This window comes from Acinetobacter lwoffii, assembly GCF_029024105.1.
GTDB lineage: Bacteria > Pseudomonadota > Gammaproteobacteria > Pseudomonadales > Moraxellaceae > Acinetobacter > Acinetobacter lwoffii.
In genome coordinates this window covers 2,467,555-2,492,226 of record NZ_CP118963.1, presented here as the reverse complement: position 1 = coordinate 2,492,226, position 24,672 = coordinate 2,467,555, and the positions used below count along the sequence as shown (strand labels likewise).

Sequence of the window (24,672 nt, the reverse complement as noted above, 5' to 3'; positions counted from 1 at the left end):
CTGGAGATGAATATGAAATCAAAATCTTTAAAATTAAGTACCTTATGTTTAATGATGATGGGGGGATATCAAGGTGTAGCGGCAGATACCCAAGTACAGCTGCTGCCATTATTCAAGGCTGCAGAAATTCCGTCTTTATGTGATGCCAGTCTGGCCTCGATGCAAAAAGATATCCAGATATTTGAAAATAAGAAAATTAAAAATAAAGCCAAGGCAGGGCCTTATCTGGCTGAATGGGATGAATTGCATGCCAAAGCCCGTGATTTCGGTGCAGCAGTGGGACTATATAGTAATGTCGATCCGGATCCTGCATTGCGTCAGGCAGCCGATGACTGTGAACTTAAAATCAGCAAATACCAGACCACCCTGTATCAGAATCCGAAACTGTATGGACAGTTCAAAAAACTGAAAGCCAGCGATCCGATTGATCAGAAATTTTTAGAAGATATTCTGGAGCAGTTTGAGAACACCGGGGTACAACTCAGTGCAGAAAAACAGAAACGACTGAAAGAAATTATTGAAGAAAGTACCAAACTGGGACAGGATTTTTCCAAAAATGTGCGGGATAACCCTGAAAAAGTTGAATTTACTCCAGCTGAAATGAAAGGCCTGCCAGAAAGTTACATCGCAAATTTAAAGAAAAATGAAAAGGGCAATTATCTGCTTGGCTTTGATTATCCGGAATATCAGCCTTTTATGGAGCTGGCAGAAAGTGATGAAGCACGCAAACGTTACCAGACCGCTTACACGCGTCGCGGGACTGAACAAAACCTGCAATTCATGAAAAAGGCCATTGATCTGCGTTATGAAATGGCACAACTTTTTGACAAGGAAAGCTATGCCCATTCTGCGCTTGAATTCCGCATGGCCAAAACTCCGGAAGCAGTGAACGGTTTTCTGGATGAGGTTTATGCCAAAGTTGCACCTCTAGAAAAGCAGGATGTAGAACAATTACGCCAGTTCAAGGCTGAAACTTTAAAAGTTCCACTAGAGAAAGCAGAAATTACACGCTGGAATCAGGGTTACTGGAGTGAAAAACTGCGTCAGGCCAAATACAAGGTAGACCAGGAAAAATTGCGGGATTATTTCCCGACAGAAGCATCGCAAAAATGGTTATTCGCTATTTCTTCGGAACTCTATGGCATTGAGTTCAAGCCGGTGAAAGTCAAGGCCTGGCATGATGAAGTGGAATATTATGCGGTACATGACAAGGCTACGGGCGAATTCCTGGGCGGATTATATGTTGATAAATACCCGCGTGAAGGCAAATATGGGCATGCAGCTGTCTGGGGAGCTTATGGCGGCAGTACCCTGAATCAGCGTCGTCCGGTATCGGTACTGGTGACCAATTTTAACCGTAAGGGCTTGAACAGCAATGAACTGGAAACCTTTGTGCATGAAATGGGTCATGCCTTGCACGGGATTCTTTCGAAGACCCGCTATACAGAACAGTCTGGTACCTCGGTAGAGCGTGACTTTGTAGAAGCACCATCACAGATGTATGAAGAGTGGGCACGCCGTCTGGAAACCTTGTCAAAAGTAGCAGATTACTGTGAGCCGGCATGTCCTCGGGTGGATGCTGCCATGACCGAGCGCTTAAAGAATGTGAAGAATTACGGCCGAGGCCTGCATTATGCCCGTCAGGCTTTATATGCCCAATATGATATGGCCTTGCATGGTAAAGATGCAAAAAACATTGAGCCTTTAAAACTCTGGCAGGATATGGAAGGTAAAACTGCCTTGGGTTATGTTAACGGTCAGCAGTTCCCGGGACAGTTCGGGCATCTGATGGGCGGCTATCAGGCAGGTTACTACAGCTATATGTGGTCTGAGGTCATTGCCCTGGATATGCTTTCCTCCTTTGGCGATCAGCTGATGGACAAGAAAGTCGGTGCGCATTATCGCAATACGGTCCTGGCTCAAGGTGGTCAAAAGCATGGCGAGCAAATGGTGAAAGACTTCTTGGGTCGTGATCCGGACAGCAAAGCTTTCTTTAATGAAATCTCTGGAAAAAATTAAGGAAGGCAAGCGATGCTGGCATATATTATTCGACGGCTTTGGCAAATGATCCCGACCATGCTCGGGGTGATTTTGCTGATTTTCCTGCTGTTTAACTGGGTAGGCGGAGACCCTGCCTATATTCTGGCCGGTAAAATGGCCAATGCGGAACAGATTGAAAACATCCGTCAGCAACTGGGTGTGGATCAACCGTATTACGTACAACTCTGGATCTTTATCAAGCAGATTTTAACCTTTGATTATGGGGTGAGCTGGAGTACCGGAGAATCGGTGGCACAGATTATCACCACCCGTTTGGGGCCCTCACTGACCATTCTGATTCCACTGACCATTCTGCAAACTATTATTTCTATCATTTTGGCTTTGGGTGTGGCTTCGGTTCGTGGTTCTTTGACAGATCGCATGATCATGATGCTGTGTACGATCGGTATGTCGATCAGTATTCTGGTTTACATCATCGTGTTCCAGTATTTCATGGCTTATGAACTGAGCTGGTTCCCGGTACAGGGTTGGAGTGATAATTTCGCTGACAACCTTTTCAAATATGCCTTGTTACCTGTGCTGATTATGTTGGTGGTCAGTATTGCACCAACACTACGCCTGTATCGTAGTTTTGTACTGGATGAAGTCAATCAGGACTATGTACGTACTGCGCGTGCCAAAGGCTTGGGTGAAAACCGTATCATGGGCGTGCATGTCTTGCGCAATGCCTCGATTCCGATTATTACCGATGTGATGGCAGGACTTCCGGCACTGCTGATCGGTGCTTTCCTGATCGAACGTTTTTTTGGTATTCCGGGAATTGGCCGTGAAGTTATTATTGCGGTAGAACGTTCCGATTTTCCTGTGATTAAAGCCATTACGGTCTATGTCGCTGCTGCGACCATGATATTCAACCTGATTGCCGATCTGATCTATAAATGGGTCGATCCGCGTGTACAGTTGAAGTAGGTGAATTATGCTGAGTGCGATATTTAAAAAAGAACAAGCGGCTGAAGCAGCACCTGAATCGGCTTCAACAGGATTATGGCAACTGGCCATGCGCCGTTTGAAACGTGACCGGATTGCCATGTTTTCCCTGTATGTGGTGCTGTTTTATCTGCTGCTGCTGGTACTGTCAATGAGCGGCCTGATTGCCAAAGACTGGAATAAAGAAGTGGCGGTCAGCTATGCACCGCCGAGTTTTATCAGTGCAGCGCCAGTTCCGGCTGTATCTGATACAGAGCAGGGCGCAGAATCTGTACCTCTACCAGTCAATCCAGTTGATCCTTTAAAAGATGTCATTGCTGAATTGAATGCTGAAATTGCTGCTGAGCAGGGTGCTGGTGCAGGCATCGATTATTATGGAGTGGTCGATCCGCTGGCAGAAGACATGAAGGCCATTAATCAGGAGCTCGGCGGCCAGCTGATGGATGAAAGTGGGGAACTCAAGCAAAGTCTGGTCTTCGGCGCCGATAAATGGGGACAGGATGTTTTACAGAAAACCATCAAGGGGGCTGAAACCTCGATTCTGGTTGGACTGATTGCAGCCTTTGTCGCTGTACTGATTGGAACTGCACTGGGTGCAATAGCAGGTTACTTTGGTGGCTGGGTCGATGATCTTCTCAACTGGTTTTATAATATCTTTACTTCGATTCCCTATCTGTTGCTGGTTTTGGCGATTGCCGCAGTGTTACAACAAAAAGGTATTTTATCAATCATCCTGATTTTAGGTCTGACTGGCTGGACCGGGGTCTTCCGTTTGGTTCGTGCCGAATACATGAAACATACGGCACGTGAATATGTGCTGGCTGCCAAGGCGATTGGCGTGAGCAATATGCGTCGTATGTTTGTCCATATTTTTCCCAATGTCAGCCATATTGCCCTAGTACAGATGTCTATTTTGGTGGTGGCATTTATCAAGTCTGAAGTCATTTTGAGCTTTCTTGGTTTCGGTGTGCCTATCGGGGTAGTGTCATGGGGCAGTATGCTAAATGAAGCGCAAAGCGAGCTGATTTTGGGTAAATGGTGGCAACTGGCGGCAGCCTCAATCGCCATGGCGGTATTGGTGACTGCTTTCTCGATGTTTACCGATGCACTCCGTGATGCATTAGATCCAAAACTGAAATAGGAGCGCAACGATGTCTGAAATCAATCCAAGCACAGCACCTGCGTTACTTCGCGTAGAAAATCTGCGAGTCAGTTTTAAAGGTGAAAATAAAGAATATATTGAGACCGTAAAAGGGGTTTCTTTCGAGATTCCGGCCAATACCACGGTTGCACTGGTAGGTGAATCGGGGAGTGGCAAGTCGGTTACTTCCCTCGCCACTATGGGCCTGCTTCCGGCAGAAAGCGCACGTATTTCAGAAGATAGCCAGATCATCTTTGAAGGGAAAAACCTGCTCAAGCTTAAAACCCGTGAAATGCGCCAGATGTGCGGCAAAGACATTGCCATGATTTTTCAGGAGCCGATGTCTTCGCTAAATCCGGTATTTACGGTAGGCATGCAGATTGCAGAAATCCTGCAACTACATTTGGGCATGAATAAAAAACAGGCACGTCAACGTACTCTGGAACTGCTCAAAGAAGTGGGTATCCCTACGCCAGAAACTAAAATCGATGCCTATCCGGGGCAGCTTTCCGGTGGACAGCAACAACGGGTCATGATTGCCATGGCCATTGCCTGTGAACCTAAACTGTTGATTGCAGATGAACCGACCACAGCTCTGGATGTGACTATTCAAAAGCAGATTCTGGACTTGCTGGAATCGCTGCGGCAACGTCGCCAGATGTCGATGCTGTTTATTACCCATGATTTAGCATTGGTTGGTGAAATTGCCGATCAGGTTATTGTGATGCGCCATGGGGAAATCCGTGAACAGGGTCCGGTTCGGGAGGTGCTGGACCGGCCTCAGGACATGTATACCAAAGCCTTGTTGCACTGCCGCCCGCAACTCTCGCAACGTCCGCTACGTTTGCCGATGATTAGTGATTTTATGAAACAGGATGGCTCAACCTGGCTGGAAGATATCCGCCTGAATACTCAGCTTCCGCAACGTTCACGTGGACTAAAAGGCGGAGAGGAAATTATTCTGGATGTACGGGATCTGAAAAAATCTTTTTATAGTCGTAAAGGACTGTTTGGCAAAGATGAGTTTCAAGCAGTAAAAGGAATTTCTTTCCAACTGGCCAAAGGCAAGACCTTGGGGCTGGTCGGGGAATCTGGTTCGGGTAAAACCACCATCGGTTTATTGCTGATGCGTCTGCAACAGGCTACGGGCGGTAAAGCACTGTTTCAGGGTCGGGATATTTTGGACATGTCGGAACAGGAATTTACGCAGTATCAACGTAAAATCCAGATCATTTTCCAGAATCCCTATGCTTCTCTAAATCCACGTTTTACTGTTGGACAAATCCTGATGGAACCGATGCAGATTCATAAAATTGGTCAGGATGATGCAGAGCGCAAACAAATGGCCTTGGATCTGTTGGAGCGGGTCAGCTTGCCTGCACAGGCTTTTTATCGTTACCCGCATGAGTTTTCAGGTGGTCAGCGTCAGCGAATTGCGATTGCACGTTGCCTGACCTTAAAACCCGAGATTTTGATCTGCGATGAATCGGTCTCGGCATTGGATGTCTCAGTACAGGCGCAGGTGCTGAATTTACTGCAAGATTTGCAGGATGAATTCGGACTCAGCTATATCTTTATTTCACATGATTTGTCGGTAGTGAAATATATTTCAGATCAGATCATGGTGCTGAATCATGGTGAATTGGTGGAAATCGCCAATTCAGATGAGTTGTATCAATCGCCACAGCATGAATATACCAAGCGTTTACTCGGTGCTATCCCGCAAGGGATTCCACAAAGTGCCTGATGCATAAGGCATAAAAAAAGTCAGGCAATGTGCCTGACTTTTTTTATTTATCTTAATTAAAACTTTTTAAAGCCTTTGTTGATACCATATGGACGACGCGGCGCATTTTCATCACGCTCTTCACGACGACCAAAGCCTTGATCCGGACGGTTTTCACGACGCACAAACTGAGTGCCATTCTGGTTTTCAGCTCTGTCACGACGACCATAAGCATTGTCATCACGACGCTCACGGCCAGTATTATTTTGTGGTTGCTCATCACTGTCACGACGTTGCTGACGCAAGAAACCGCCACGGCGTGCAGCCATCGGCTTGTCCTGCATACGTTCATTACGGCGTTTCGCCATACCAAACAAACCAGTACCTTGACGTGGTTTCAATTCCACAGCTTTGGTCAGGTTGTCGATATCGTTTTTATCCAGTTCAATCCAGCGACCGGTACGCAGTTCGCGTGGCAAAATCACAGTACCATAACGGGTACGCAGTAGACGGCTGACTTTCAGGCCTTGTGATTCAAAGATACGACGTACTTCACGGTTACGACCTTCTTTTACTACCACCTGGAACCAACGGTTGATCCCGTCACCACCGAGTTCAGAGAAAGATTCGAATTTTGCCGGACCATCGTCTAGCACCACGCCTTTGAGCATGTTGTTACGAATTTGTGGTGTAACTTCACCCATGACACGAACTGCATATTCACGTTCGATTTCATTCGATGGGTGCATCAAGCGATTCGCAAGTTCACCATCATTTGTGAATAAAAGCAGACCGGTCGAGTTAATATCCAGACGACCCACCATTACCCAGCGATCGCCCGGAATAGCAGGCAGCTGTTCAAATACAGTCGGACGGTTTTCAGGATCGCTACGTGAGCAGATCTCGCCTTCAGGCTTGTAGTAAATAATGACACGACGACGGATTTCGTCTTCAATCTGGAAGGCAACTTTACGACCATCGATGCGAAGCTCATCACCTGGTTCGATTCGTTCACCCACTTGGGCAATTTGCCCGTTGACACTTACACGACCCGCGGCAATGACTTCTTCCATATAACGGCGAGAACCCAAACCAACGCGTGCAAGCACCTTTTGCAACTTTTCACTCATGACAGCATAACCTTAGAAATAATTATCAACAGTTCACCTATTTATGACTTCGGTGCATTCGCATCGAGGGCCATAAAAGCTTCCTTGGCATCCTGCAGGGGAGGCAATTGGCCCAAACTATTCAGGCCAAACGCATTTAAAAATTGTGGCGTTGTCATTAACAACGCAGGTCTTCCAGGGAGTTCACGAAATCCAGACTCTTTAATCCAGTTCCAGTCAAACAGCGTACGCAAGTTTTGACTGTTATTCGTGACACCACGAATCTGTTCAATATCCGCTCGAGTCACTGGCTGGTGATAAGCAATCACAGCAAGTGTCTCCAGTAATGAAGGCGACAAGCGAGCCGGTCGCTCAGGCCAGGTCTGTGCAATAATATTACGATATTTTGCACGCACTTGAAAACGATAACCTTGTGCTGTTTCAATCAGTTCAATTGAACGGCCATGCATCAGCATGGAAAGTTGTTGTAAATACTGGCGTAATTCCTGCTTGCTATAGCGATCCTGAAAAGTTTCTTTCAGATGAGCCAATGAAACCGCGGAGTCGCTGGCAAAAATAATGGCTTCAAGCTGCATCAATACTTCATGCAGATTATCTTCTGCAGATAACAGCGTATTTTGATCGAGTGTCATTGACTGGCTCCTTGAATCGCGAGCGGGGCTTCAATACCTGTAGCAATAATCTGAATTTTTTGTTGTCGGGTCAGTTCCAGCACCGCCATAAAGGTTACCACCATACCCATACGGCCTTGGCTCGGTTTTAACAAGTCCTTAAAGCTGAGTATTGCGCCAGTTTCAATACAACTTTCAATATAGGCAATACGTTCTTCCAGCAGTACCGGTTCCTGTTGCACCTGATGAATCACCGGTTCAGGACGGTTAAATATACAAAGCAAGGCATCACGCAATAAATCGCTTGAATAGCCTTCATTCGGCTGCTGGATTTCGCCCAAACTGACGTTGGTGGTGAAAGTGTCACGTTCCAGAATCGGCATCTGGCCCAGACGTTCTGCTGCCTGTTTAATTCTTAAATAATTTTCTAAACGGTCAATCAGTTCTTGTTTTGGATCCTGTTCAATCGCAGTCAGGCTTTTCGGTTTCGGCAAAAGCAAACGTGATTTCAGATCTGCCAGTAAGGCCGCCATCACCATATAGTCGGCCGTCAGCTCGATATTCAGGGATTTCATCGCGTCCATATAAGACAAATACTGCGCTGCAATCGGCGCGATATCGACCTGTAACAGATCAAAACCGTTTTTTTGAATCAGGTAAATTAAAAAGTCGAGTGGGCCTTCAAAATGTTCTAATAAGATTTCAAATGCCGCTGGAGGAATGTACAGATCCTCTGGAATTGTATCCTGCCATTCATCCAGAACCCGAATGTGCGGAGCAGATTCCATAGTGTTATGGATAATTTGAGTCATTACAATTATAGGCCACGCGAATTTTCAAAGGCATGCAAAGGCTTGATTTTCGGTATCTGATCGAAAGAAAAGCACAGGATTAAGCATTGTCATTGTACTGGAAAAGTAACTTTAAATAAATTAAATAAGCCGTCAAAGCCATAAAAACTTAAAAAAATAATGGAATTTCTCTGCGATTTAAAAATAGTAACGAGAAGAATGGCAGAACCGGGCAGGAAATGATGTAGTGATTTTTACGTTAAATTGATTCTCATAATTAAGCATATCTGGTAGATGATGCCAGTTGACTCACTTAAAAACCCGATCAATACAGTGATTCTCATCAAAAGAAGAAATAAGCTAGCTGGCAGATATTGAATGATTTTTAAACGGATTTCCCATTAAAAAACATAAAATTAATAAGTATTAATAAAATATTTCCCTATGATTTTTGGTCAAAAATCTCGCTATACTCTCGAAGAATAGTCAAGAATCACAAAAATCAATAAAAAGGTGAAGAAAGCATGCCACTTATTCTGGTTGTTATTGGGATGATCGCATTCGGGGGATTTTGGGCTTATCCCAAATATCAGATTATGCAGCTTGAAGATGAAGCACGCACAGGACTGAAATCAGGCGGATTTTCAGCTTTTGCAGAACAGGCCCGACCTGTCATGCAGGCCATGAAAATGGATTTTAGTGTGCTGGACCAATATCCCAATATTCGTTTTTACATGCGGCATATGGCCTATGAGGGCGACCAGCTGGATGAGCGGATTAAACTGGATATGCAAGCCATGTCTTGTGAGTCGATCAATTCCTTTAAAGTCATGGAACCCAAAGCACGTACGGCGATGCTGAATGTACTGGAAGATGATCAGATCATTTTTCATGTGTATCTGAAAAATAAGCTGGGCGAGGAACTCATGCACCATGAACAGAAGCTATCGCAATGCCCAAATTTCATTGCAGTTCGTCATTATGAACGTAGTTCAGATTCCTAAACTGGTTTTGGCAACCATTGCATACCTGTCGAATTGAAAAGAATAGAACTGCAACCTCTCACCCTATGCTTTTTTAGATTTTCATGGTGAGGAATGATTGTATTCCTTGGTCGCAAATTCAATGATACGTTGGCAAGTCTCTGCCAGGCATACATTTTGGTTTGAATAGATCTGCAACAACTGTCTCGCTACAGCCAACGTCAGGAAAAATTGGTACTCAGTATGATCAATATTTACAGTGGGATGGGAAGGAAAATGTGCTTCGACCATGACTGCCTTGGATTGCAGTGTCCAAGGCAGTTCTGCATAGATTAAATCCTGTGCAGAAAATTCATGCTGATTTAGCAGGAGATAAAATAAATCCATTCATTTTGACTCCTTCAATGTTTGTAGGAAATTCTCAGACCTCATTTATTCAAAGGCGCTGACATCTCCCATACCACGACGAATCACTTCTGGATGATCACCAGATAAATCTACAATAGAGGTCGTGCTCAACGTGCCTAAACCACTATCTACAAAAACATCAATGCGTTTGCCCAGTTGCATTTCAATATCATAAGGATCATCGAGTGGGTCAGTCTGACCCGGTAAAATCAGGGTAGAGGTCAACAACGGTTCACCGAGTTCTTTCAGTAACATCTGACACACCGGATTATTCGGAATGCGTAGACCAATGGTTTTCTTTTTAGGATGCATCAAACGACGTGGAACTTCGCTGGTCGCAGGTAAAATAAAGGTGGTGATGGCCGGTGTATTATTTTTCAGCAAACGGTACATGGCATTGTCCACCTTGGCATAAGTGGCAATATCGGACAAATCACAGCACAGAATCGCATATTGATGCTTTGGGCCCAGACCACGAATTTGCGCAATCCGCTCCATGGCACTCTTGTTCCCAATCTGGCAACCAATCGCATAGGCAGCATCAGTGGGATAGACCACCACATCACCCGCACGGATACGTTCCACTGCCTGACTGATTAAGCGGGGTTGCGGATTGTCTGGGTGTACGCGTAAATGCAGCATAGAGACTACTCCAAGCTTGGGCTGATGGCTTATTATGTGGCGCTCAGGCAAGACCTGGCAATCATAAAAAAGGTAGATTTGTGTAGGGTCTGTTGACATTTACTGTTCATAATTAACCCTATAAAGGTAGCCATAAAAATATACAGGCTAAAGCAACAGAACTTTGATAATTTCTTTTGAGCTTGTCATATCGAGTAGCTATTCCTCTAAATTGCTTTAATCTACAAAACATATTTTCAACTAAATGCTTGATTTTATATAAATACCAGTCCATATGGTCATTGTTCGATTGGCTATTTGTTTTCTTTGGTATATTCGCTTTAGTCCCTGTTTTCCTGATCTGTTCACGCAGTGGTTCTGAATCATAGCCTTTATCTGCACATACCACTTTTGTCTCTTTTAAATCTAATGTTGATATTAAATCAGGTGCAACTTTAACATCATGTGTGGTTCCATCGGTAATCATGAAATCAATAGGATTGCCATGTGCATCAACAATCAAATGTATTTTTGAGGAGTTTCCTCCTACACTTTTAGAAATAGATTGATTCGCTATGCCGGCAGAATGTTGATGAGCACGTACATGAGAGCCATCAATAAAAATCCACTCCATATCGGGGCATGAGGCTAGTAATTTGAATAATCTAAGTAACTTACCGCTGCTTGACCAACGATTAAAACGTTTGAAAATAGAGTTTGAATGACCAAAACAGCAAGGAATATCTCGCCACGGACAGCCTGTTCTAATTCTATAGAGAATAGCTTCAATAAAATTGCGTAAATTTGAGTTGTGGTGAATGGATAAATTACGCAGAATAACTTTCAACTTTTGCCAGTGTTGATCTGTCAGCATGGTACGAGGCATAGCGAATAGTAAAATTGGGTTTGGCGATTTGATTTTACTACTTCGCTATTTTTTTAAGCTAAAAGTGTCAACACACCCTAATTTAATCAAGCATTTCACGTATAAATTCATCAGATTGTAAACTTTTGCCACCTCTGATGTAGATACAGATACATTGGATAAAGCGCGCTGCATCACGTGGAAGTTTGGCTGTACCATTAAAATAAGCCTGTACTTGAGCGTAGACATTATCTTTAAAGCTGGCGCCATCACCGCCGTCGCCAGTCAGATTGTCCAAAGAAACCCGGAATTTACGGCCAAAAGCCTGGGCAAACATCCATTCAATTGCCTGTGGCTTGATTTCGACCTGTTCAAACAAAGCCTGCTGTTCGCGGGTACGGCCATCCGGTGCATACCAGTAACCCAGATCAGGTAGCAGGCGGCGTTTGTCTCCGGCAATGGTCCAGTGGCTGATTTCATGCAGAGCACTATTAAAGAAACCATGCGCAAACTGGATCCGGGCAGGACAGTCTACGCTGGCAGGGAAATATTCTGGTTCAAATTCGCCGCGCACTAAAGTGACATTTAAATGGGAAAACCAGTGATTAAAGTGTAAGATGAGCCAGTCCACCTGCTGCGCTTCTGACGATAAATTCGCCCATGGCGAGAGTTGCACTTGTTGTGTTGAACTGTCAGAATCAAGGCTTGGAATTGTGCTAACGAGTGATGAAACATTCACTTCTGTTTGCGGCTGCAACAGATGCATGACTTGAGTTACCCAAATGGTCTGTCGAAATAAGTACAAAATTGTATCTTAATCTTTGACAGAGTACTGATGAATTTGTAGAATTGCCGCCTTAATTATGTCAGCAAATACCTTTCCGGCACAGATTGAGCCGTTTAAATGGGCTGAACAGGGCTTTAAATGGTCAGGTCAACTGCCTTTATCCCGCTTTGTTCGTATCGCTCGTGAAGCTGTTGGATCAATTGATGATCAATTGATTAACATAGACTGTAAGCTATCAATGGATGCCTATCATCGTATTGCATGGCTAGATGGTCACGTTGAAACAAAAGTTCCTATGGAATGCCAGCGTTGTCTGGAAACTGTAGAAATTGAACTGGTTTCATCGTTCCATTTAGCACTTGTGGATGATGAGTCACTGATAGAGCGCTTGGATGAGGATGCTGATTTCATCGTCCTAGGTGAAAGTGAAGCAACGACCAAAGGTGATTATGATGCACCGGCGACCGCTGATTTGCTCGCGCTGATAGAAGATGAACTGTTATTGTTGATGCCGTTGTCGCCTAAACATGAGTTTTGTGAACATAAGCATCAACCTGCCGTAGAAGAAGTGGCTGAAGAAAAACGGGACAACCCGTTTGAAGTTTTGGCTGCTTTGAAGGGTAAACTTAACTAATTTTTGTGTTATACTCTTGTGTATAAGACAATCGAATTTGTTCTGATCCATTTTTTCGATCTTTGTAAGGAGCCATCATGGCCGTTCAGCAAAACCGTAAAAGTCGCTCTCGCCGTGACATGCGCCGTTCACATGACGCTTTAACCGAGAATGCATTAACTGTAGACCAAGCTACTGGCGAGACTCACCGTCGTCACCACGTATCTAAAGATGGTATCTACCGTGGTCGTCAATTATTCGCTAAAGCATCTGCTGAATAATTGGTGATGTATTAAGCGTCAAGCTTAGTAGAAAAAATGGGAGCATTTAGCTCCCTTTTTTTTGTCTTTGATTTTTAGGTGTATCGGTTTTTTGTTGTATTTGGCAATTACCGCCAGCAAAATTACATGCTAAATTGCGCTCCACAATGATTTAGGTGGTCTTATTGGTCAGTCTTCTTGTTAGGATTGAAGAAGCACACCTCTTGAATGAAAGGATTTTATTATGTCTGCTACACCACTCGAACAAGCAGTGCCAGCAACAAAAACTGCATTTGTGTTTCCGGGTCAGGGTTCACAAAAAGCTGGTATGCTGGCTGAGCTTGCAGAACAGTTTGCAAGTATTCGCGAGACATTTGCAGAAGCATCTGAAGCCGTCGGTTTTGATCTGTGGCAGATTGCGCAAACTGGCGAAGGTCTGGATCAAACTGAATTTACCCAGCCGGTATTGCTGACTGCAAGTATTGCCTTATGGCGCGTGTGGTTAGAATCTGGCGGTGTAGCACCGAAATATCTGGCAGGCCATTCACTGGGTGAATACAGCGCACTGGTTGCATCAGGTGCTTTAAGCCTGGGTGATGCTGCGAAGCTAGTGAACTTGCGTGGCAAACTCATGCAGACTGCTGTACCTCAGGGTGTGGGTGCGATGGCTGCCATTTTGGGTCTGGACGATGCCAAAGTGATTGAGCTGTGTGCACAAGCAACTGCAGCAGGCGAAGGTTCTGTCGAAGCGGCGAACTACAATGCGCAAGGGCAGGTTGTCGTTGCAGGCAATAAAGATCGCGTTGAAGCAGTGATGGCATTGGCCAAAGAAAACGGCGGAAAAGCCATTGCATTGCCAGTATCGGTTCCATCGCATTGTTCATTAATGAAACCTGCTGCTGAACAGTTTGCTCCGGCATTGGAACAAACCGCCATTGAGCTACCACGCATTCCTGTATTACAAAATGTAGGCGCGCAAGCGGCAACCAGTGTAGATGAATTGCGTCAGGCGTTGACCGCGCAACTTTATGAGTCGGTACAATGGACTAAAACCTTACAATTCCTTCAAGATGAAGGTGTTGAGTACATCGTAGAATGTGGTCCGGGTAATGTATTGACCAACTTGGCGAAACGCTTGCCGAATATTCAAAAAGCACTTCCACTGGACAGTCAATCTCGTCTGGAAGATGCATTAAACACCGTATTGGCGGCAGAAGGGAAAAGTGCATGACACAGGAACGTAAAGTTGCTCTGGTAACAGGTGCAAGTCGTGGTATTGGTGCTGCGATCGCACAGCAATTGATTCAAGACGGTTATTTTGTCGTAGGTACTGCAACGTCTGAAGCAGGTGCGGAAAAATTATCGGCAGAATTTGCTGAAAATGGCGCTGGAAAAGTACTAGATGTACGTGATGGTGCTGCGATTGATGCGCTGGTAACGGACATCGAACAGAACTATGGTCCAGTCCTTGCGTTGGTCAATAATGCAGGTATTACCAAAGACAATTTGCTGCTGCGTATGTCTGAAGATGACTGGGATGATATTTTAAATATTCACCTGAAAGCAGTTTACCGTCTGTCTAAGCGTGTACTCAAAGGCATGACCAAGGCGCGTTTCGGCCGCATCATCAATATCAGTTCTGTGGTGGCACACTTTGCCAACCCAGGTCAGGCCAACTATTCTGCTGCCAAAGCAGGTATTGAAGCATTTAGCCGCAGCTTGGCCAAAGAAATGGGTAGCCGTCAAATTACCGTAAACTCGGTCGCACCAGGTTTTATTGCGACTGAGATGACTGAACAGTTAAGCGAAGAAATTCGTAAAAAAATGACTGAGCAAGTGGCATTAAACCGTTTAGGTGATCCACAGGATATCGCAAATGCCGTAAGTTTCTTGGCTTCAGATAAAGCCAGTTACATTACTGGTACAGTTATGCATGTAAATGGGGGCTTATACATGAGCTAAGCTCAAGTATAAACTTTCCAAATTTTTTAGATTCAATTAAACTAACGGCATTAAAAACGCCACAAGCAATGAGGAGAATTCCTGTGAGCGATATCGAACAACGTGTTAAGCAAGCAGTTGCAGAACAACTTGGTATCAAAATCGAAGAGATTAAAAACGAAGCATCTTTCATGGATGACTTAGGTGCAGATTCTCTAGATCTAGTTGAACTTGTTATGTCTTTCGAAAATGATTTCGACATCACGATTCCTGATGAAGATTCTAACGAAATCACAACTGTTCAATCTGCAATTGACTACGTTTCTAAGAAACTAGGTTAATCGCCGATTTCAGCTTTGCTGAACATAAAGACCACCCTAGAGGTGGTTTTTTTGTGTCTGCTTTTCACATGAATGGAGGTTTTACAATTCATTACCTTTCTGTCACCAATGACTAACTATCTCTCTAGAGTTTTCATTATAAAAATAAGAGTGATGTGACATTAACAACAAGAATGGAGTCCGCTATGGGTCTTTTTGATTTTGTAAAAGGTATCGGTAAGAAGAATACAGCTGCTGCGGAACCACAGGCTGCACCTACAACGACAACGCCGGCTGCAGCACAACCTGCGGAGCCTTCTGCTCAGGAAGTGGCAAATAAATTACTCGGCCATGTGAAAAGTCTGGGCCTTCCGATCACTGGTTTATCCATCAGTTATAATTCAGCCTCAGATCTGGCGACGGTCAGAGGTCAGGTACAAAGTCAGGCCGATCGTGAAAAGATTGTTCTGGCCGTGGGTAATATTGATCATGTGGCCAAAGTGGATGATCAGCTTACAGTGAGTAGTCCTGAGCCGGAAAGTAAGTTCTACACGGTGAAATCAGGTGACAGTTTGTCAAAAATCTCAAAAGAGTTTTATGGTGATGCCAATCAGTATAATAAAATTTTTGAAGCCAACCGTCCGTTGCTCAAAGATGCAGATGATATTTTTCCGGGACAGGTGCTCCGCATTCCTGCTTGATTTTTAATAAGTCCAATCAATGTTCGATCTCAAAGCCCCGTTTGGGGCTTTGTTGTTTTTGCCAGTAGCTTTAAAAAGCCATCATTACTAAATACCCAAGTCCAGATATAAACTTTCTTTGACTTCTTCCATCACCACATAGCTGTGCGAGGAGGCAGAGGCGGGTAGTTTTTTCAGTAAATCTCCCAGTAGACGGCGATAAGCACTCATTTCTTTTAAACGTGCTTTGACCAGATAATCAAAATCACCGGAAATTAAATGGCATTCCAGGACTTCCGGGATTTCGGTTAGGTTACGTGCCACCTGATCAAAGACATCACCTGATTTGGCAGAGAGTTTGATTTCCAGAAAAACCAGCAGGTTGCGCTCCAGCATTTCCGGATTTAAACGGGCGTAATAGCCCATGATAATGCCTTCGCGCTCTAGCCGTTTTACCCGTTCTGAACAGGGCGTGGTCGATAGATTGACGCGTGCTGCAAGTTCGCTAATGGCAATCCGGCCATCGCGTTGCAGGATATCCAGAATCATGCGGTCAATGCGGTCTAATTTGCGCATCAATATTTCCCTCTTTTTTTTAATTCTGCCCGAAAAAATATTTATTCCACTGAATATACAGTCTGAATATAGTGAATTTAACTATTAAAGCAAAAATATACTAGTGAAATAAACTGAAAAGATGTTTGAGGGTTAAGGTAATGCGCGTATTAGTTTTGGGTAGTGGTGTGATTGGTGTGGCAAGCGCTTACTATCTGGCGCAGCAGGGAGCAACTGTGACTGTGCTGGATCGTCAGGCAGGTCCGGCGCAAGAAACCAGCTTCGGTAATGCCGGGCAGATTTCCCCAGGATACTCGACCCCTTGGGCTGCACCAGGTATTCCGTTTAAGGCAGTCAAATGGATGTTTCAGCATCATGCACCGTTGGCGATTAATGTCGATGGCAGCTTGTGGCAATTGCAGTGGATGGCACAAATGCTGAAAAACTGTAATGCGCAGCATTATGCAGTCAATAAAGAACGGATGGTGCGTGTGGCTGAATATAGCCGTGACTGTTTGCGTAATTTGCGCCGTGATATTGGCATCTCTTATGAAAACCGTTCAAAAGGCACTTTGCAGATTTTCCGTAAAGATGCGCAGCTGGATGCGGTGCAGCGCGATATTGAAGTTCTGAAAGAAACCGGAGTTGAATTTGAACTACTGGACCGCGATGGATTGGCGCGTGTAGAACCGGCATTGGCACAGGCAAAAGACAAACTGGTAGGCGGTCTGCATTTACCCAATGATGAAACAGGTGACTGCTATCTGTTTACCAATGCCCTGGCAGAACATGCCAAAGGGATGGGTGTAGAGTTTAAGTTCAATCAAAACGTTGAAAAGCTGATTGTAGAAGGTGACCAGATCAAAGGTGTTCTGGTGAATGGTCAGGTACTCACGGCAGATAAATATGTGCTGGCCTTTGGTAGTTATTCACGTGATTTCCTCAAACCGCTTGAACTGAATTTACCGGTCTATCCGGTGAAAGGTTATTCACTGACCATTCCGATTTTAGATCCGGCCTATGCACCACAATCTACAGTACTGGATGAAACCTATAAAATTGCGATTACCCGTTTCGACCAGCGCATCCGCGTAGGGGGAATGGCTGAACTGAGCGGTTTTAATTTGGGTCTGAATGAAGATCGTCGCGGCACGCTGGAAATGGTGACCCGTGATTTATTCCCTGGAGGAGACATGAATCAGGCCAGTTTCTGGACAGGACTGCGTCCAATGACCCCGGACAGTACGCCAATTATTGGGAAAACCCGTTTTAAAAACCTGTTCCTGAATACTGGACATGGCACGCTGGGTTGGACCATGGCCTGCGGTTCAGGAAAATTAATCAGCGATCTGGTTTTGGCACGTGATCCTGAAATTAGTACCGAAGGTCTGTCATTGGCGCGCTATCACCAGGCGGCTTAAGACTATCTGAGGCGGAATATTCAAGGAGGAATGTATGCCACGTCCCATTACTGCAATTATCCATCAACAGGCGCTTGCGCATAATTTAAGTGTGGCGCGCCAATGTATGCCCAATAGTCAGGTATTTGCCGTGGTCAAGGCCAATGCCTATGGGCACGGGATTGAACGTGTCTATGCTGGACTTGAAGGTGCAGACGGTTTTGCCTTTCTGGATATTGAAGAGGGCGCGCGGCTACGTGCGCTGGGATGCAAGAAGCCGCTAATGTTGCTCGAAGGTATTTTCGCTTTTGAGGATTTATTTGCATGTGTGAAGCATGAAATGAGCTTTGCCATTCATTCCCGGCATCAAGTGCAATGGCTAAAACAGTTTGCTGAAATAGCACCGGATGCACATTTTGATGTGTTCTTGAAAATGAACAGCGGCATGAACCGTCTGGGTTTCGAGCCGCAGCAATATGCAGAGATCTGGCAGGAACTGCATCAGCTGAATAATGTGCGTTCAATCACGCATATGACCCATTTCTCCGATGCAGATGGCCAGCGTTTTGGACAGGATGGGATTCAGTATCAAAACCTGATTTTTAGCCAGGCCATTCAGGGGTTTGAGGGTAAAATCTCACTCAGTAACAGTGCGGCCATTCTGCGTCATCATCAAACCCTTCATTCCGATATTGTACGTAGCGGCATCATGCTGTATGGCAGTTCACCAGATTATCCAACCCACACGATTCAAGACTGGAATCTGCAACCGAGCATGAGCTTGCGCAGTGAAATTATCGCCATTCAGATGATCCAGACAGGTGAGAGCATTGGCTATGGTTCCAAATTTATCGCCACGCAGAATATGCGGATCGGGATTGTGGCCTGTGGTTATGCGGATGGTTATCAACGGTTATCGGCGACCGGTACGCCCGTGCTGGTCGATTCAATCAAAACACAGACATTGGGTCGAATCAGTATGGATATGCTGGCGGTAGATCTGACTGCGCTGCCGCAGGCGAATGTGGGGAGTGAAGTGGTACTTTGGGGACGATCTTCCCAAGGTGTGGCTTTGCCGATTGATGAGGTGGCGGCCAGTTCAGGCACCATCGGCTATGAGCTGATGTGTGCGGTGACCGCCCGGGTTCATTTCCAGATTGACGCTTAAATTTTTAATTTAAATTTTATTTAAATATCCCAAATAAGGAAGATTAGCATGACACAGGACAATACAGCCATTCAGCGACTCAACAGCAATCAAATCATGAGTGCGGTGACGATTCATCATCAAACTGTGTATCTATCAGGTCAGGTGCCAAATAGCACGGATCTGGATGTACGCGGCCAAACACTGGAAGTCTTTGCAAAAATTGAAGAATTGCTTGCACTGGCAAATACCGATAAAAGCCAGCTGCTTTCTGCACAATTATTTGTCAAGCATCTGGATGATTTTCAAACCGTGAATCAGCTTTGGGTGGAATGGTTACAAGGACATGGTACGCCGGCACGTGCTACGATTCAGGCAGATTTGGTCAATCCGGACTGGCTGATTGAAATTGCAGTCATTGCAGCTCAAGCTTAATTGAATTTTTGATATTGAAATCTCCCATGCAATGATTTAAGTCGTTTTAGTGCAGTAAATCTCACTGAACAGCGCAGTAAAAAGTATGAAAATGTCATAATAAGCGTTCGAGGACTGAACGTTGTAAATTCAGCTTGATGCTGTTGTAAAGATTAAAAAGGATGTAAACATGAAAACCACCCCGGGCACAGAAGACGTAAAATCGTCGCCGCATGAGTTGCAACGAAAACTCTCTAACCGACATTTGCAGTTAATCGCCATTGGTGGCTGTATCGGTACTGGCCTGTTTATGGGATCGGGAAAAACCATCTCCCTGGCAGGCCCTTCAATTTTGATCATTTATATGATCATTGGTGGCATGTTCTTCTTTCTGATGCGTGCGTTGGGTGAAATGCTGTTGTCCAATCTGCATTACAAATCTTTTATTGATATGGCCCATGACCTGATCGGGCCGGGTGCTGGCTATTATATTGGCTGGTCGTACTGGCTGGGTTGGGTGCTGGTAGGGATTGCCGATCTCGCGGCGATTATTAACTATTTGAGTTTCTGGCTGCCCGAAGGCATGGCCTTTACCCCGATGGGGCAGGCGATGATTAGTATTGGCTGTGTGCTGTTTATTCTCGCGATTAACCTAGTCACGGTCAAACTGTTTGGTGAGATTGAATTCTGGTTCGCACTAATCAAGATTTTAGCCATTCTTGGTTTGATCTTTGTCGGTGGTTATATGGTGTTTAGCGGTTTTCAGGCACCGAGTGGCGCCGTCGCCAGTTTTAGTAATGTCTGGGCGCATGGTGGCTTATTTCCCAAAGGCTTTACTGGTTTTCTGGCAGGCTTCCAGATTGCCATGTTTGCCTTTGTCGGGGTGGAACTGCTCGGTACGATGGCGGCAGAAACCAAAGATCCGGAAAAGAATTTACCCAAAGCGGTCAACGCCATTCCTACGCGGATCATTCTGTTCTATGTATTGTCATTGCTGATGATCATGTCAGTTACACCATGGCATTTGATTCCTGCGGATCAAAGTCCATTTGTGAGTTTGTTCCTGTATGCCGGTATTCCAACTTCAGCCATTATCATGAACCTGGTGGTATTGTCGTCAGTGATGTCCTCTATGAACAGTGGGGTATTCTCGACCAGTCGTATGTTGTTTGGTTTGGCACGTGATGGACAGGCGCCTCAAGCTTTAGCGCGGTTATCTAGTCGGGCAGTACCAGCCACAGGGTTATTTTTCTCCTGTGCTTTTATTATGTTGGGGGCAGCATTTCAGTATTTTGTACCAAACACCATGGAAGCTTTTACTCTGGCAAGTTCGCTGTGTGTGATCCTGTTTATTAGTATCTGGAGCATCATCATGGTGTGCTACATCCGTTACCGTAAGCAGCAACCGCAAAAACATGTGGCTTCGACCTTTAAAATGCCGGGTGGGGTATGGATGTCTTATGTGGTATTAGCATTCTTGTTGTTCGCCTTGATTATTCTAAGCTTGGAACCTGATACTCTAAAAGCTCTGATGATCAGTCCTTTATGGTTGATTATTCTGGCAGTGACCTATCGTTTGCTGTATAAGCCGCGTATGCGTCAGCGTGGTAATCCTTAAATATTCAGACATAAAAAATCCCCGACTGATCGGGGATTTTTTTATTGCGCAGGTGAATTAGAAAGTAGGTTTAACCACGACTAAAATCACCACTGCAAATAAGATCAGGGTTGGCATCTCATTAAAATAACGCCAAAACTTGTGTGACTTGTAGTGTGCATTACCAATCAGCTTCTTGCGGTAATAACCACACACCAGATGGTAAATCACCAATAAGCCGACCAGGCCGACTTTAAGGTAAAACCATAAGGCTTCATGATAGTGACGCGTTGCATCACCCCAATCCACCAAAAAGTGCGCCGTAATCAAGGTAGCCAACATGGCTGGCCACATGATGCCACGGTACAGCTTACGTTCCATGACTTCAAAGCGTTGATGACTGACGGCATCTTCGCTCATGGCATGGTAAACATACAGCCGTGGCAAGTAGAACAAAGCCGCGAACCAGCAAACTACTGCAATAATATGTAATGCTTTTACCCACAAGAAAGCATCAGAAGGAGCATCCATCAAGTCACCCTAAACTGGGCAGCTTAGCCTTCCCATTTTTTGAAAATGAGACAAGCATTTACGCCGCCGAAACCGAAACTGTTACTCATGACAGTATTCAATTTTGCGTCACGTTTTTCAAGCACGATATCAAACGGTTTCGCGCCTTCATCCAGCTCGGTCACGTTGATGTTTGGAGCAATAAAGTCATTCTGCATCATCAGAACTGAATAAATCGCTTCTTGAACACCAGCAGCACCAAGACTGTGACCTGTCATTGACTTGGTTGAGCTGAGTGGAGGAACCTGACCTTCACCAAAAGCACGTTCCATTGCTTTAAGTTCTGTGATGTCACCTGCTGGAGTAGAAGTACCATGCGTATTTACATAGTCAATTTTATCGACACCGTGTTGTTTTGCTTCTTCTAAAGCCATTAGTACGCAACGCGTTGCACCTTCACCAGATGGTGCAACCATGTCGGCACCATCCGAGTTGGCTGCATAGCCTACGACTTCGGCAAGAATGTTGGCACCACGCGCTTGCGCATGTTCCAAAGACTCAAGAATCACGAAACCACCACCACCGGCAATCACGAAACCGTCACGGTCTGCAGAATAAGGGCGTGATGCTGTTTCAGGGCTGTCATTGTATTTAGAGCAAAGTGCGCCCATCGCATCAAACAACAAGCTTTGTGACCAGTGATCTTCTTCACCGCCACCTGCCAGCATTAAATCTTGTTTACCGAGTTGAATCAGGTTGTAGGCATAACCGATGGCATCGGCAGAGGTTGCACATGCACTGGTAATGGTATGCGCCACGCCTTGTAATTTGAATGCAACGCCAACGTTAGCCGTAATGGTGTTAGTCATATTACGTGGTACAAAGAAAGGACCGATTTTACGCGCACCTTTGGTTTGCAATAATTCGTTCATTTCAATAACAGAAGCAGTTGAACCGCCACCTGAACCACCCGCGATACCATAGCGTGGGTTGCCAGCTAGATCTTCAACCTTTAAACCTGCATGTTCAACTGCAGCAAGAGCTGAGTTGTACGCATACATCGCACATACACCCATAAAGCGTTTCAGTTTGCGGTCGATCCCATCGAAATCCTGCTCGGCTGCAGCACTGACATGACTTTTGAAATTGAGTTCAGCATAAGTCGGATTAAAACGTGTTCCTGAAATCCCGTTTTGTAAAGAATGGTTTACATCCTCTAATGTATTACCAATACACGAGTTAATACCCATGCCAGTGATGACAACACGTTTCATCTACAGATCCTTATAGTTTGCTCTATGCTCAGCGCAGATATCTGGGTTTTAAAATCGCCCAATCCAGCGCTTAGCCTTATTTCATGATGGGGAACATGATAGCAGAAAGACTTTTGAAATCTTATGGCAAATGTTATGCCGTGTGACAGTCGGTTGAGTTTGTGAGTCGGCGTGTAGGGGTTTTACTAAATGAAACAGAATAAAGTTGAGATAAACGCTGACTACACCTAGTATTTATACCAAATACAAGCACATGAATGCTGAGGTAAAAAATGGTAAATGCTAATAATAAACAATCTAATGGTCTGATTTCGAATGCCTTTGGAGTGGCGAAAAAGTTCAGTTCAACTGGATTGGATTTATTGAATCATGTTGCGCCGGATTCGGTGACTAAAGCGCTGAAGCCTTCCAGCTCCGATCAGGTGATTGACGGTTCGGCGAAGACGAAAAGCGCTTTTTCAGCTAAAAAATATGACAATCCTCAGCAAATGCTTCGCGAGCATCTTCCAAATGTCTCTCGTCAACTTCTCGGGCGCCGCTTTAATACCGTGAATAATGTCGCGCATTTTGTTTCTCCCGATCTGACCGAAAAAGTGTCTAACTACTTTTATGACCGTCTCAATCAATTCAGTAATCAAACCAGTTCAGTTGATGCCATTCTGAATGAGGCAGGAGCGAAAGATTTAGAGGAATTGACTCAGGACGTCGATCGATCCAAGCGAATTTCACAGGCTTTGGGTGAACAAAACAAATGGATTGCAACGGTGCAGGGTGCAGTGAGTGGTGCTTCAGGGATGCTTGGCACCGCGATTGATATTCCCGCTTCTTTACTGATGGCGTTGCGTACCATTTATCAAGTCGGTCGCTCTTATGGTTTTGACCTGAGCAAAGAAGATGATCAGGAAATCGTCCAGCATATCTTTAGACAGATCGACCTGAGCCTGATTGCAGAAAAGCAAACCTTGTTATTGGGTTTAAAAGCGTTAAGTAATACCCTTAAAACTCATGATATCTCCCAGCTACAAGCCATGCTAGGTTCTGATAATGATGTCAGCGCTATCAAACAATGGCTAAGTCGTCATGAGGGAGAGGCTAAATGGGAATGGATAAATCATCTGCCAAAAATTTCGATTCTGGAGCGATTAACCAAACTGACGCCTCTGGCGAGTGCTGGTATTGGTGCTGTATATAGTCATCGTTTTGTCGAGGATGTAAATCAGAAAGCTCAGGAAGCATTCTCGCATGCACGCCAATACCTGATTCAGCATCAGGATTCGCAATTGTCTCCTTATGCTGCTTATGAAAAAGCAGTTAGTTTGTTGCAACAGGCAACTCCGAAACTCTTAAATGGTGCCTCTCACGAAGTTGAGCCTGCGAAAGATAATCTGATCATGGATAAAGATATTGCGATTGAAGGCAATAACACGATTACCCAAGTCAAGCTGGTCAAAAAAGAGCAGAATGATCTAAGCTCTGAAGAAGCAGAAGTGAAGAAAGATGAAAAAGTGAGTGAAGGGCTGGAGGCGCTCAACGATGAGTTGGTTGAACCCGCGGCAGACAAGCAGTCGCAACAACCGGCTTTAACCAAAACTTCATTTGACCCGGAAATCGAAGCTGAACTGCATCCAGAAGCTGCTGACGAGGCAGAAGCTGCTACAGAGACTTCACAGCAGGGTGCAGAGGATCAAGAAAATTCGGAAACTGAATCTGAAGCTCAAGACGTGAGCAAAAAAGCCGGTAAAAATTCAAAAAAATAAGCGAATTTTGAAGGTAAATAAAAGCAGGCAAATGTCGTGAGAAACGGTATTTGCTTGGCTTGAGTAGGTTGACCAATTTTGCATCTTGAATTACAATTGCATGCCCTCAAAAAGTAGTAGTTTTTTGGGGCTTTTTATTAACGGGAGAATTGC

Annotated in this window: 25 protein-coding genes and 1 pseudogene; 16 read left to right on the top strand and 10 right to left on the bottom strand. The window is 44.9% G+C overall.

From position 1 onward, the window contains the following. Positions 1-12: 12 nt before the first annotated feature. From PYW33_RS12080 to PYW33_RS12065, 4 genes are read left to right on the top strand one after another with little or no spacing between them, the layout of a single operon-like run. Positions 13-2,019 (top strand): M3 family metallopeptidase, encoded by a 2,007-nt coding sequence (locus PYW33_RS12080; protein ID WP_004646088.1) that lies wholly within the window; start codon positions 13-15, stop codon positions 2,017-2,019. Between the two features lie 12 nt (positions 2,020-2,031). Next, a complete protein-coding gene (locus PYW33_RS12075; protein ID WP_004646089.1) occupies positions 2,032-2,970 on the top strand; it encodes an ABC transporter permease in 939 nt (312 codons plus the stop codon). A 7-nt stretch (positions 2,971-2,977) separates the two neighbouring features. Further along, positions 2,978-4,129 carry an ABC transporter permease gene (locus PYW33_RS12070; RefSeq protein WP_004646090.1) on the top strand — a complete coding sequence of 384 codons (1,152 nt, stop codon included), beginning with the start codon at positions 2,978-2,980 and terminating at the stop codon, positions 4,127-4,129. A gap of 10 nt (positions 4,130-4,139) precedes the next feature. Beyond that, on the top strand, positions 4,140-5,876 hold the full coding sequence (locus tag PYW33_RS12065) for an ABC transporter ATP-binding protein (RefSeq protein WP_004646091.1): 1,737 nt from the start codon (positions 4,140-4,142) through the stop codon (positions 5,874-5,876). 56 nt (positions 5,877-5,932) lie between these two features. Here the strand turns inward: PYW33_RS12065 and rluB are convergent, their stop codons facing one another. Genes rluB through PYW33_RS12050 form a run of 3 tightly spaced genes read right to left on the bottom strand, consistent with a single transcriptional unit; the run spans position 5,933 to position 8,408 of the window. Continuing rightward, positions 5,933-6,985 (bottom strand): 23S rRNA pseudouridine(2605) synthase RluB, encoded by a 1,053-nt coding sequence (gene rluB, locus PYW33_RS12060; RefSeq protein WP_004646093.1) that lies wholly within the window; start codon positions 6,983-6,985, stop codon positions 5,933-5,935. Between the two features lie 41 nt (positions 6,986-7,026). Next, positions 7,027-7,617, bottom strand: a complete 591-nt coding sequence (gene scpB, locus PYW33_RS12055) for an SMC-Scp complex subunit ScpB (RefSeq protein WP_004646094.1) — start codon at positions 7,615-7,617, stop codon at positions 7,027-7,029. Further along, a complete protein-coding gene (locus tag PYW33_RS12050) occupies positions 7,614-8,408 on the bottom strand; it encodes a segregation and condensation protein A (RefSeq protein ID WP_004279221.1) in 795 nt (264 codons plus the stop codon). The genes scpB and PYW33_RS12050 overlap by 4 nt, the downstream gene beginning before the upstream one ends. A 503-nt stretch (positions 8,409-8,911) precedes the next feature. On the opposite strand from PYW33_RS12050, the gene PYW33_RS12045 reads away from it, so the two are divergent. Next, on the top strand, positions 8,912-9,391 hold the full coding sequence (locus PYW33_RS12045; RefSeq protein ID WP_004279222.1) for a hypothetical protein: 480 nt from the start codon (positions 8,912-8,914) through the stop codon (positions 9,389-9,391). Positions 9,392-9,472: 81 nt separating this feature from the next. On the opposite strand, the gene PYW33_RS12040 is transcribed toward PYW33_RS12045, so the two are convergent. The 4 genes and pseudogenes from PYW33_RS12040 to PYW33_RS12025 all read right to left on the bottom strand — a co-directional run bounded on the left by PYW33_RS12040 (position 9,473) and on the right by PYW33_RS12025 (position 12,030). After that, a complete protein-coding gene (locus tag PYW33_RS12040) occupies positions 9,473-9,757 on the bottom strand; it encodes a hypothetical protein (protein ID WP_004279223.1) in 285 nt (94 codons plus the stop codon). Positions 9,758-9,802: 45 nt separating this feature from the next. Next, on the bottom strand, positions 9,803-10,420 hold the full coding sequence (locus PYW33_RS12035) for an L-threonylcarbamoyladenylate synthase (protein WP_004646095.1): 618 nt from the start codon (positions 10,418-10,420) through the stop codon (positions 9,803-9,805). 99 nt (positions 10,421-10,519) lie between these two features. Then, a pseudogene (locus tag PYW33_RS12030) lies at positions 10,520-11,285 on the bottom strand (IS5-like element ISAba31 family transposase). Between the two features lie 82 nt (positions 11,286-11,367). Continuing rightward, on the bottom strand, positions 11,368-12,030 hold the full coding sequence (locus tag PYW33_RS12025; protein WP_004646097.1) for an elongation factor P hydroxylase: 663 nt from the start codon (positions 12,028-12,030) through the stop codon (positions 11,368-11,370). 97 nt (positions 12,031-12,127) lie between these two features. Here PYW33_RS12025 and PYW33_RS12020 point away from each other — a divergent pair, with 97 nt between their 5' ends. The 6 genes from PYW33_RS12020 (at position 12,128) to lysM (ending at position 15,886) form a co-directional block, all read left to right on the top strand. Next, complete coding sequence (locus tag PYW33_RS12020) at positions 12,128-12,685, top strand: YceD family protein (protein ID WP_004279226.1); 558 nt, start codon at positions 12,128-12,130, stop codon at positions 12,683-12,685. Positions 12,686-12,762: 77 nt separating this feature from the next. Continuing rightward, positions 12,763-12,945, top strand: a complete 183-nt coding sequence (gene rpmF / locus PYW33_RS12015) for a 50S ribosomal protein L32 (RefSeq protein WP_004279227.1) — start codon at positions 12,763-12,765, stop codon at positions 12,943-12,945. Between the two features lie 223 nt (positions 12,946-13,168). After that, entirely contained in the window at positions 13,169-14,155 is a 987-nt protein-coding gene (gene fabD, locus PYW33_RS12010) for an ACP S-malonyltransferase (RefSeq protein WP_004646098.1), read from the top strand. Continuing rightward, the gene (fabG, locus tag PYW33_RS12005) at positions 14,152-14,886 is read left to right on the top strand and encodes a 3-oxoacyl-ACP reductase FabG (RefSeq protein ID WP_004646100.1); all 735 of its coding nucleotides are present in this window, start codon (positions 14,152-14,154) and stop codon (positions 14,884-14,886) included. The genes fabD and fabG overlap by 4 nt, the downstream gene beginning before the upstream one ends. Before the next feature lie 83 nt (positions 14,887-14,969). After that, on the top strand, positions 14,970-15,206 hold the full coding sequence (gene acpP, locus PYW33_RS12000) for an acyl carrier protein (protein ID WP_004646101.1): 237 nt from the start codon (positions 14,970-14,972) through the stop codon (positions 15,204-15,206). A gap of 185 nt (positions 15,207-15,391) precedes the next feature. After that, positions 15,392-15,886 (top strand): peptidoglycan-binding protein LysM, encoded by a 495-nt coding sequence (gene lysM / locus PYW33_RS11995; protein WP_004279231.1) that lies wholly within the window; start codon positions 15,392-15,394, stop codon positions 15,884-15,886. Between the two features lie 87 nt (positions 15,887-15,973). Here the strand turns inward: lysM and PYW33_RS11990 are convergent, their stop codons facing one another. Next, on the bottom strand, positions 15,974-16,441 hold the full coding sequence (locus PYW33_RS11990) for an Lrp/AsnC ligand binding domain-containing protein (RefSeq protein WP_004646102.1): 468 nt from the start codon (positions 16,439-16,441) through the stop codon (positions 15,974-15,976). Between the two features lie 140 nt (positions 16,442-16,581). Between PYW33_RS11990 and PYW33_RS11985 the strand changes: the two genes are divergently transcribed. From PYW33_RS11985 to PYW33_RS11970, 4 genes are all read left to right on the top strand, one after another. After that, a complete protein-coding gene (locus PYW33_RS11985) occupies positions 16,582-17,841 on the top strand; it encodes a D-amino acid dehydrogenase (RefSeq protein ID WP_004646103.1) in 1,260 nt (419 codons plus the stop codon). 34 nt (positions 17,842-17,875) lie between these two features. Beyond that, a complete protein-coding gene (gene alr / locus PYW33_RS11980) occupies positions 17,876-18,988 on the top strand; it encodes an alanine racemase (RefSeq protein ID WP_004646104.1) in 1,113 nt (370 codons plus the stop codon). Between the two features lie 48 nt (positions 18,989-19,036). After that, a complete protein-coding gene (locus PYW33_RS11975) occupies positions 19,037-19,402 on the top strand; it encodes a RidA family protein (RefSeq protein ID WP_004646105.1) in 366 nt (121 codons plus the stop codon). A 169-nt stretch (positions 19,403-19,571) separates the two neighbouring features. Further along, the gene (locus tag PYW33_RS11970) at positions 19,572-20,999 is read left to right on the top strand and encodes an amino acid permease (RefSeq protein WP_004646106.1); all 1,428 of its coding nucleotides are present in this window, start codon (positions 19,572-19,574) and stop codon (positions 20,997-20,999) included. Between the two features lie 57 nt (positions 21,000-21,056). On the opposite strand, the gene PYW33_RS11965 is transcribed toward PYW33_RS11970, so the two are convergent. Beyond that, positions 21,057-21,509, bottom strand: coding sequence for a CopD family protein (locus PYW33_RS11965; protein WP_004646107.1), 453 nt, complete (start codon positions 21,507-21,509; stop codon positions 21,057-21,059). 23 nt (positions 21,510-21,532) lie between these two features. Next, entirely contained in the window at positions 21,533-22,762 is a 1,230-nt protein-coding gene (locus tag PYW33_RS11960) for a beta-ketoacyl synthase N-terminal-like domain-containing protein (protein ID WP_004646108.1), read from the bottom strand. A 272-nt stretch (positions 22,763-23,034) separates the two neighbouring features. Here PYW33_RS11960 and PYW33_RS11955 point away from each other — a divergent pair, with 272 nt between their 5' ends. Then, positions 23,035-24,519 (top strand): EcsC family protein, encoded by a 1,485-nt coding sequence (locus tag PYW33_RS11955; protein ID WP_004646110.1) that lies wholly within the window; start codon positions 23,035-23,037, stop codon positions 24,517-24,519. The last annotated feature ends 153 nt before the right edge of the window (positions 24,520-24,672 follow it).

Coding starts and splice junctions, on each gene's coding strand:
- rpmF (WP_004279227.1), top strand. CDS start 12,763: ATGGCCGTTCAGCAAAACCGTAAAAGTCGCTCTCGCCGTGACATGCGC.
- PYW33_RS12065 (WP_004646091.1), top strand. CDS start 4,140: ATGTCTGAAATCAATCCAAGCACAGCACCTGCGTTACTTCGCGTAGAA.
- PYW33_RS12040 (WP_004279223.1), bottom strand. CDS start 9,757: ATGGATTTATTTTATCTCCTGCTAAATCAGCATGAATTTTCTGCACAG.
- PYW33_RS12035 (WP_004646095.1), bottom strand. CDS start 10,420: ATGCTGCATTTACGCGTACACCCAGACAATCCGCAACCCCGCTTAATC.
- lysM (WP_004279231.1), top strand. CDS start 15,392: ATGGGTCTTTTTGATTTTGTAAAAGGTATCGGTAAGAAGAATACAGCT.
- PYW33_RS12045 (WP_004279222.1), top strand. CDS start 8,912: ATGCCACTTATTCTGGTTGTTATTGGGATGATCGCATTCGGGGGATTT.
- fabD (WP_004646098.1), top strand. CDS start 13,169: ATGTCTGCTACACCACTCGAACAAGCAGTGCCAGCAACAAAAACTGCA.
- PYW33_RS11970 (WP_004646106.1), top strand. CDS start 19,572: ATGAAAACCACCCCGGGCACAGAAGACGTAAAATCGTCGCCGCATGAG.
- fabG (WP_004646100.1), top strand. CDS start 14,152: ATGACACAGGAACGTAAAGTTGCTCTGGTAACAGGTGCAAGTCGTGGT.
- PYW33_RS11985 (WP_004646103.1), top strand. CDS start 16,582: ATGCGCGTATTAGTTTTGGGTAGTGGTGTGATTGGTGTGGCAAGCGCT.
- PYW33_RS11975 (WP_004646105.1), top strand. CDS start 19,037: ATGACACAGGACAATACAGCCATTCAGCGACTCAACAGCAATCAAATC.
- PYW33_RS12025 (WP_004646097.1), bottom strand. CDS start 12,030: ATGCATCTGTTGCAGCCGCAAACAGAAGTGAATGTTTCATCACTCGTT.
- PYW33_RS11955 (WP_004646110.1), top strand. CDS start 23,035: ATGGTAAATGCTAATAATAAACAATCTAATGGTCTGATTTCGAATGCC.
- PYW33_RS12075 (WP_004646089.1), top strand. CDS start 2,032: ATGCTGGCATATATTATTCGACGGCTTTGGCAAATGATCCCGACCATG.
- PYW33_RS11960 (WP_004646108.1), bottom strand. CDS start 22,762: ATGAAACGTGTTGTCATCACTGGCATGGGTATTAACTCGTGTATTGGT.
- alr (WP_004646104.1), top strand. CDS start 17,876: ATGCCACGTCCCATTACTGCAATTATCCATCAACAGGCGCTTGCGCAT.
- PYW33_RS12050 (WP_004279221.1), bottom strand. CDS start 8,408: ATGACTCAAATTATCCATAACACTATGGAATCTGCTCCGCACATTCGG.
- rluB (WP_004646093.1), bottom strand. CDS start 6,985: ATGAGTGAAAAGTTGCAAAAGGTGCTTGCACGCGTTGGTTTGGGTTCT.
- PYW33_RS11990 (WP_004646102.1), bottom strand. CDS start 16,441: ATGCGCAAATTAGACCGCATTGACCGCATGATTCTGGATATCCTGCAA.
- PYW33_RS12080 (WP_004646088.1), top strand. CDS start 13: ATGAAATCAAAATCTTTAAAATTAAGTACCTTATGTTTAATGATGATG.
- PYW33_RS12020 (WP_004279226.1), top strand. CDS start 12,128: ATGTCAGCAAATACCTTTCCGGCACAGATTGAGCCGTTTAAATGGGCT.
- PYW33_RS11965 (WP_004646107.1), bottom strand. CDS start 21,509: ATGGATGCTCCTTCTGATGCTTTCTTGTGGGTAAAAGCATTACATATT.
- scpB (WP_004646094.1), bottom strand. CDS start 7,617: ATGACACTCGATCAAAATACGCTGTTATCTGCAGAAGATAATCTGCAT.
- PYW33_RS12070 (WP_004646090.1), top strand. CDS start 2,978: ATGCTGAGTGCGATATTTAAAAAAGAACAAGCGGCTGAAGCAGCACCT.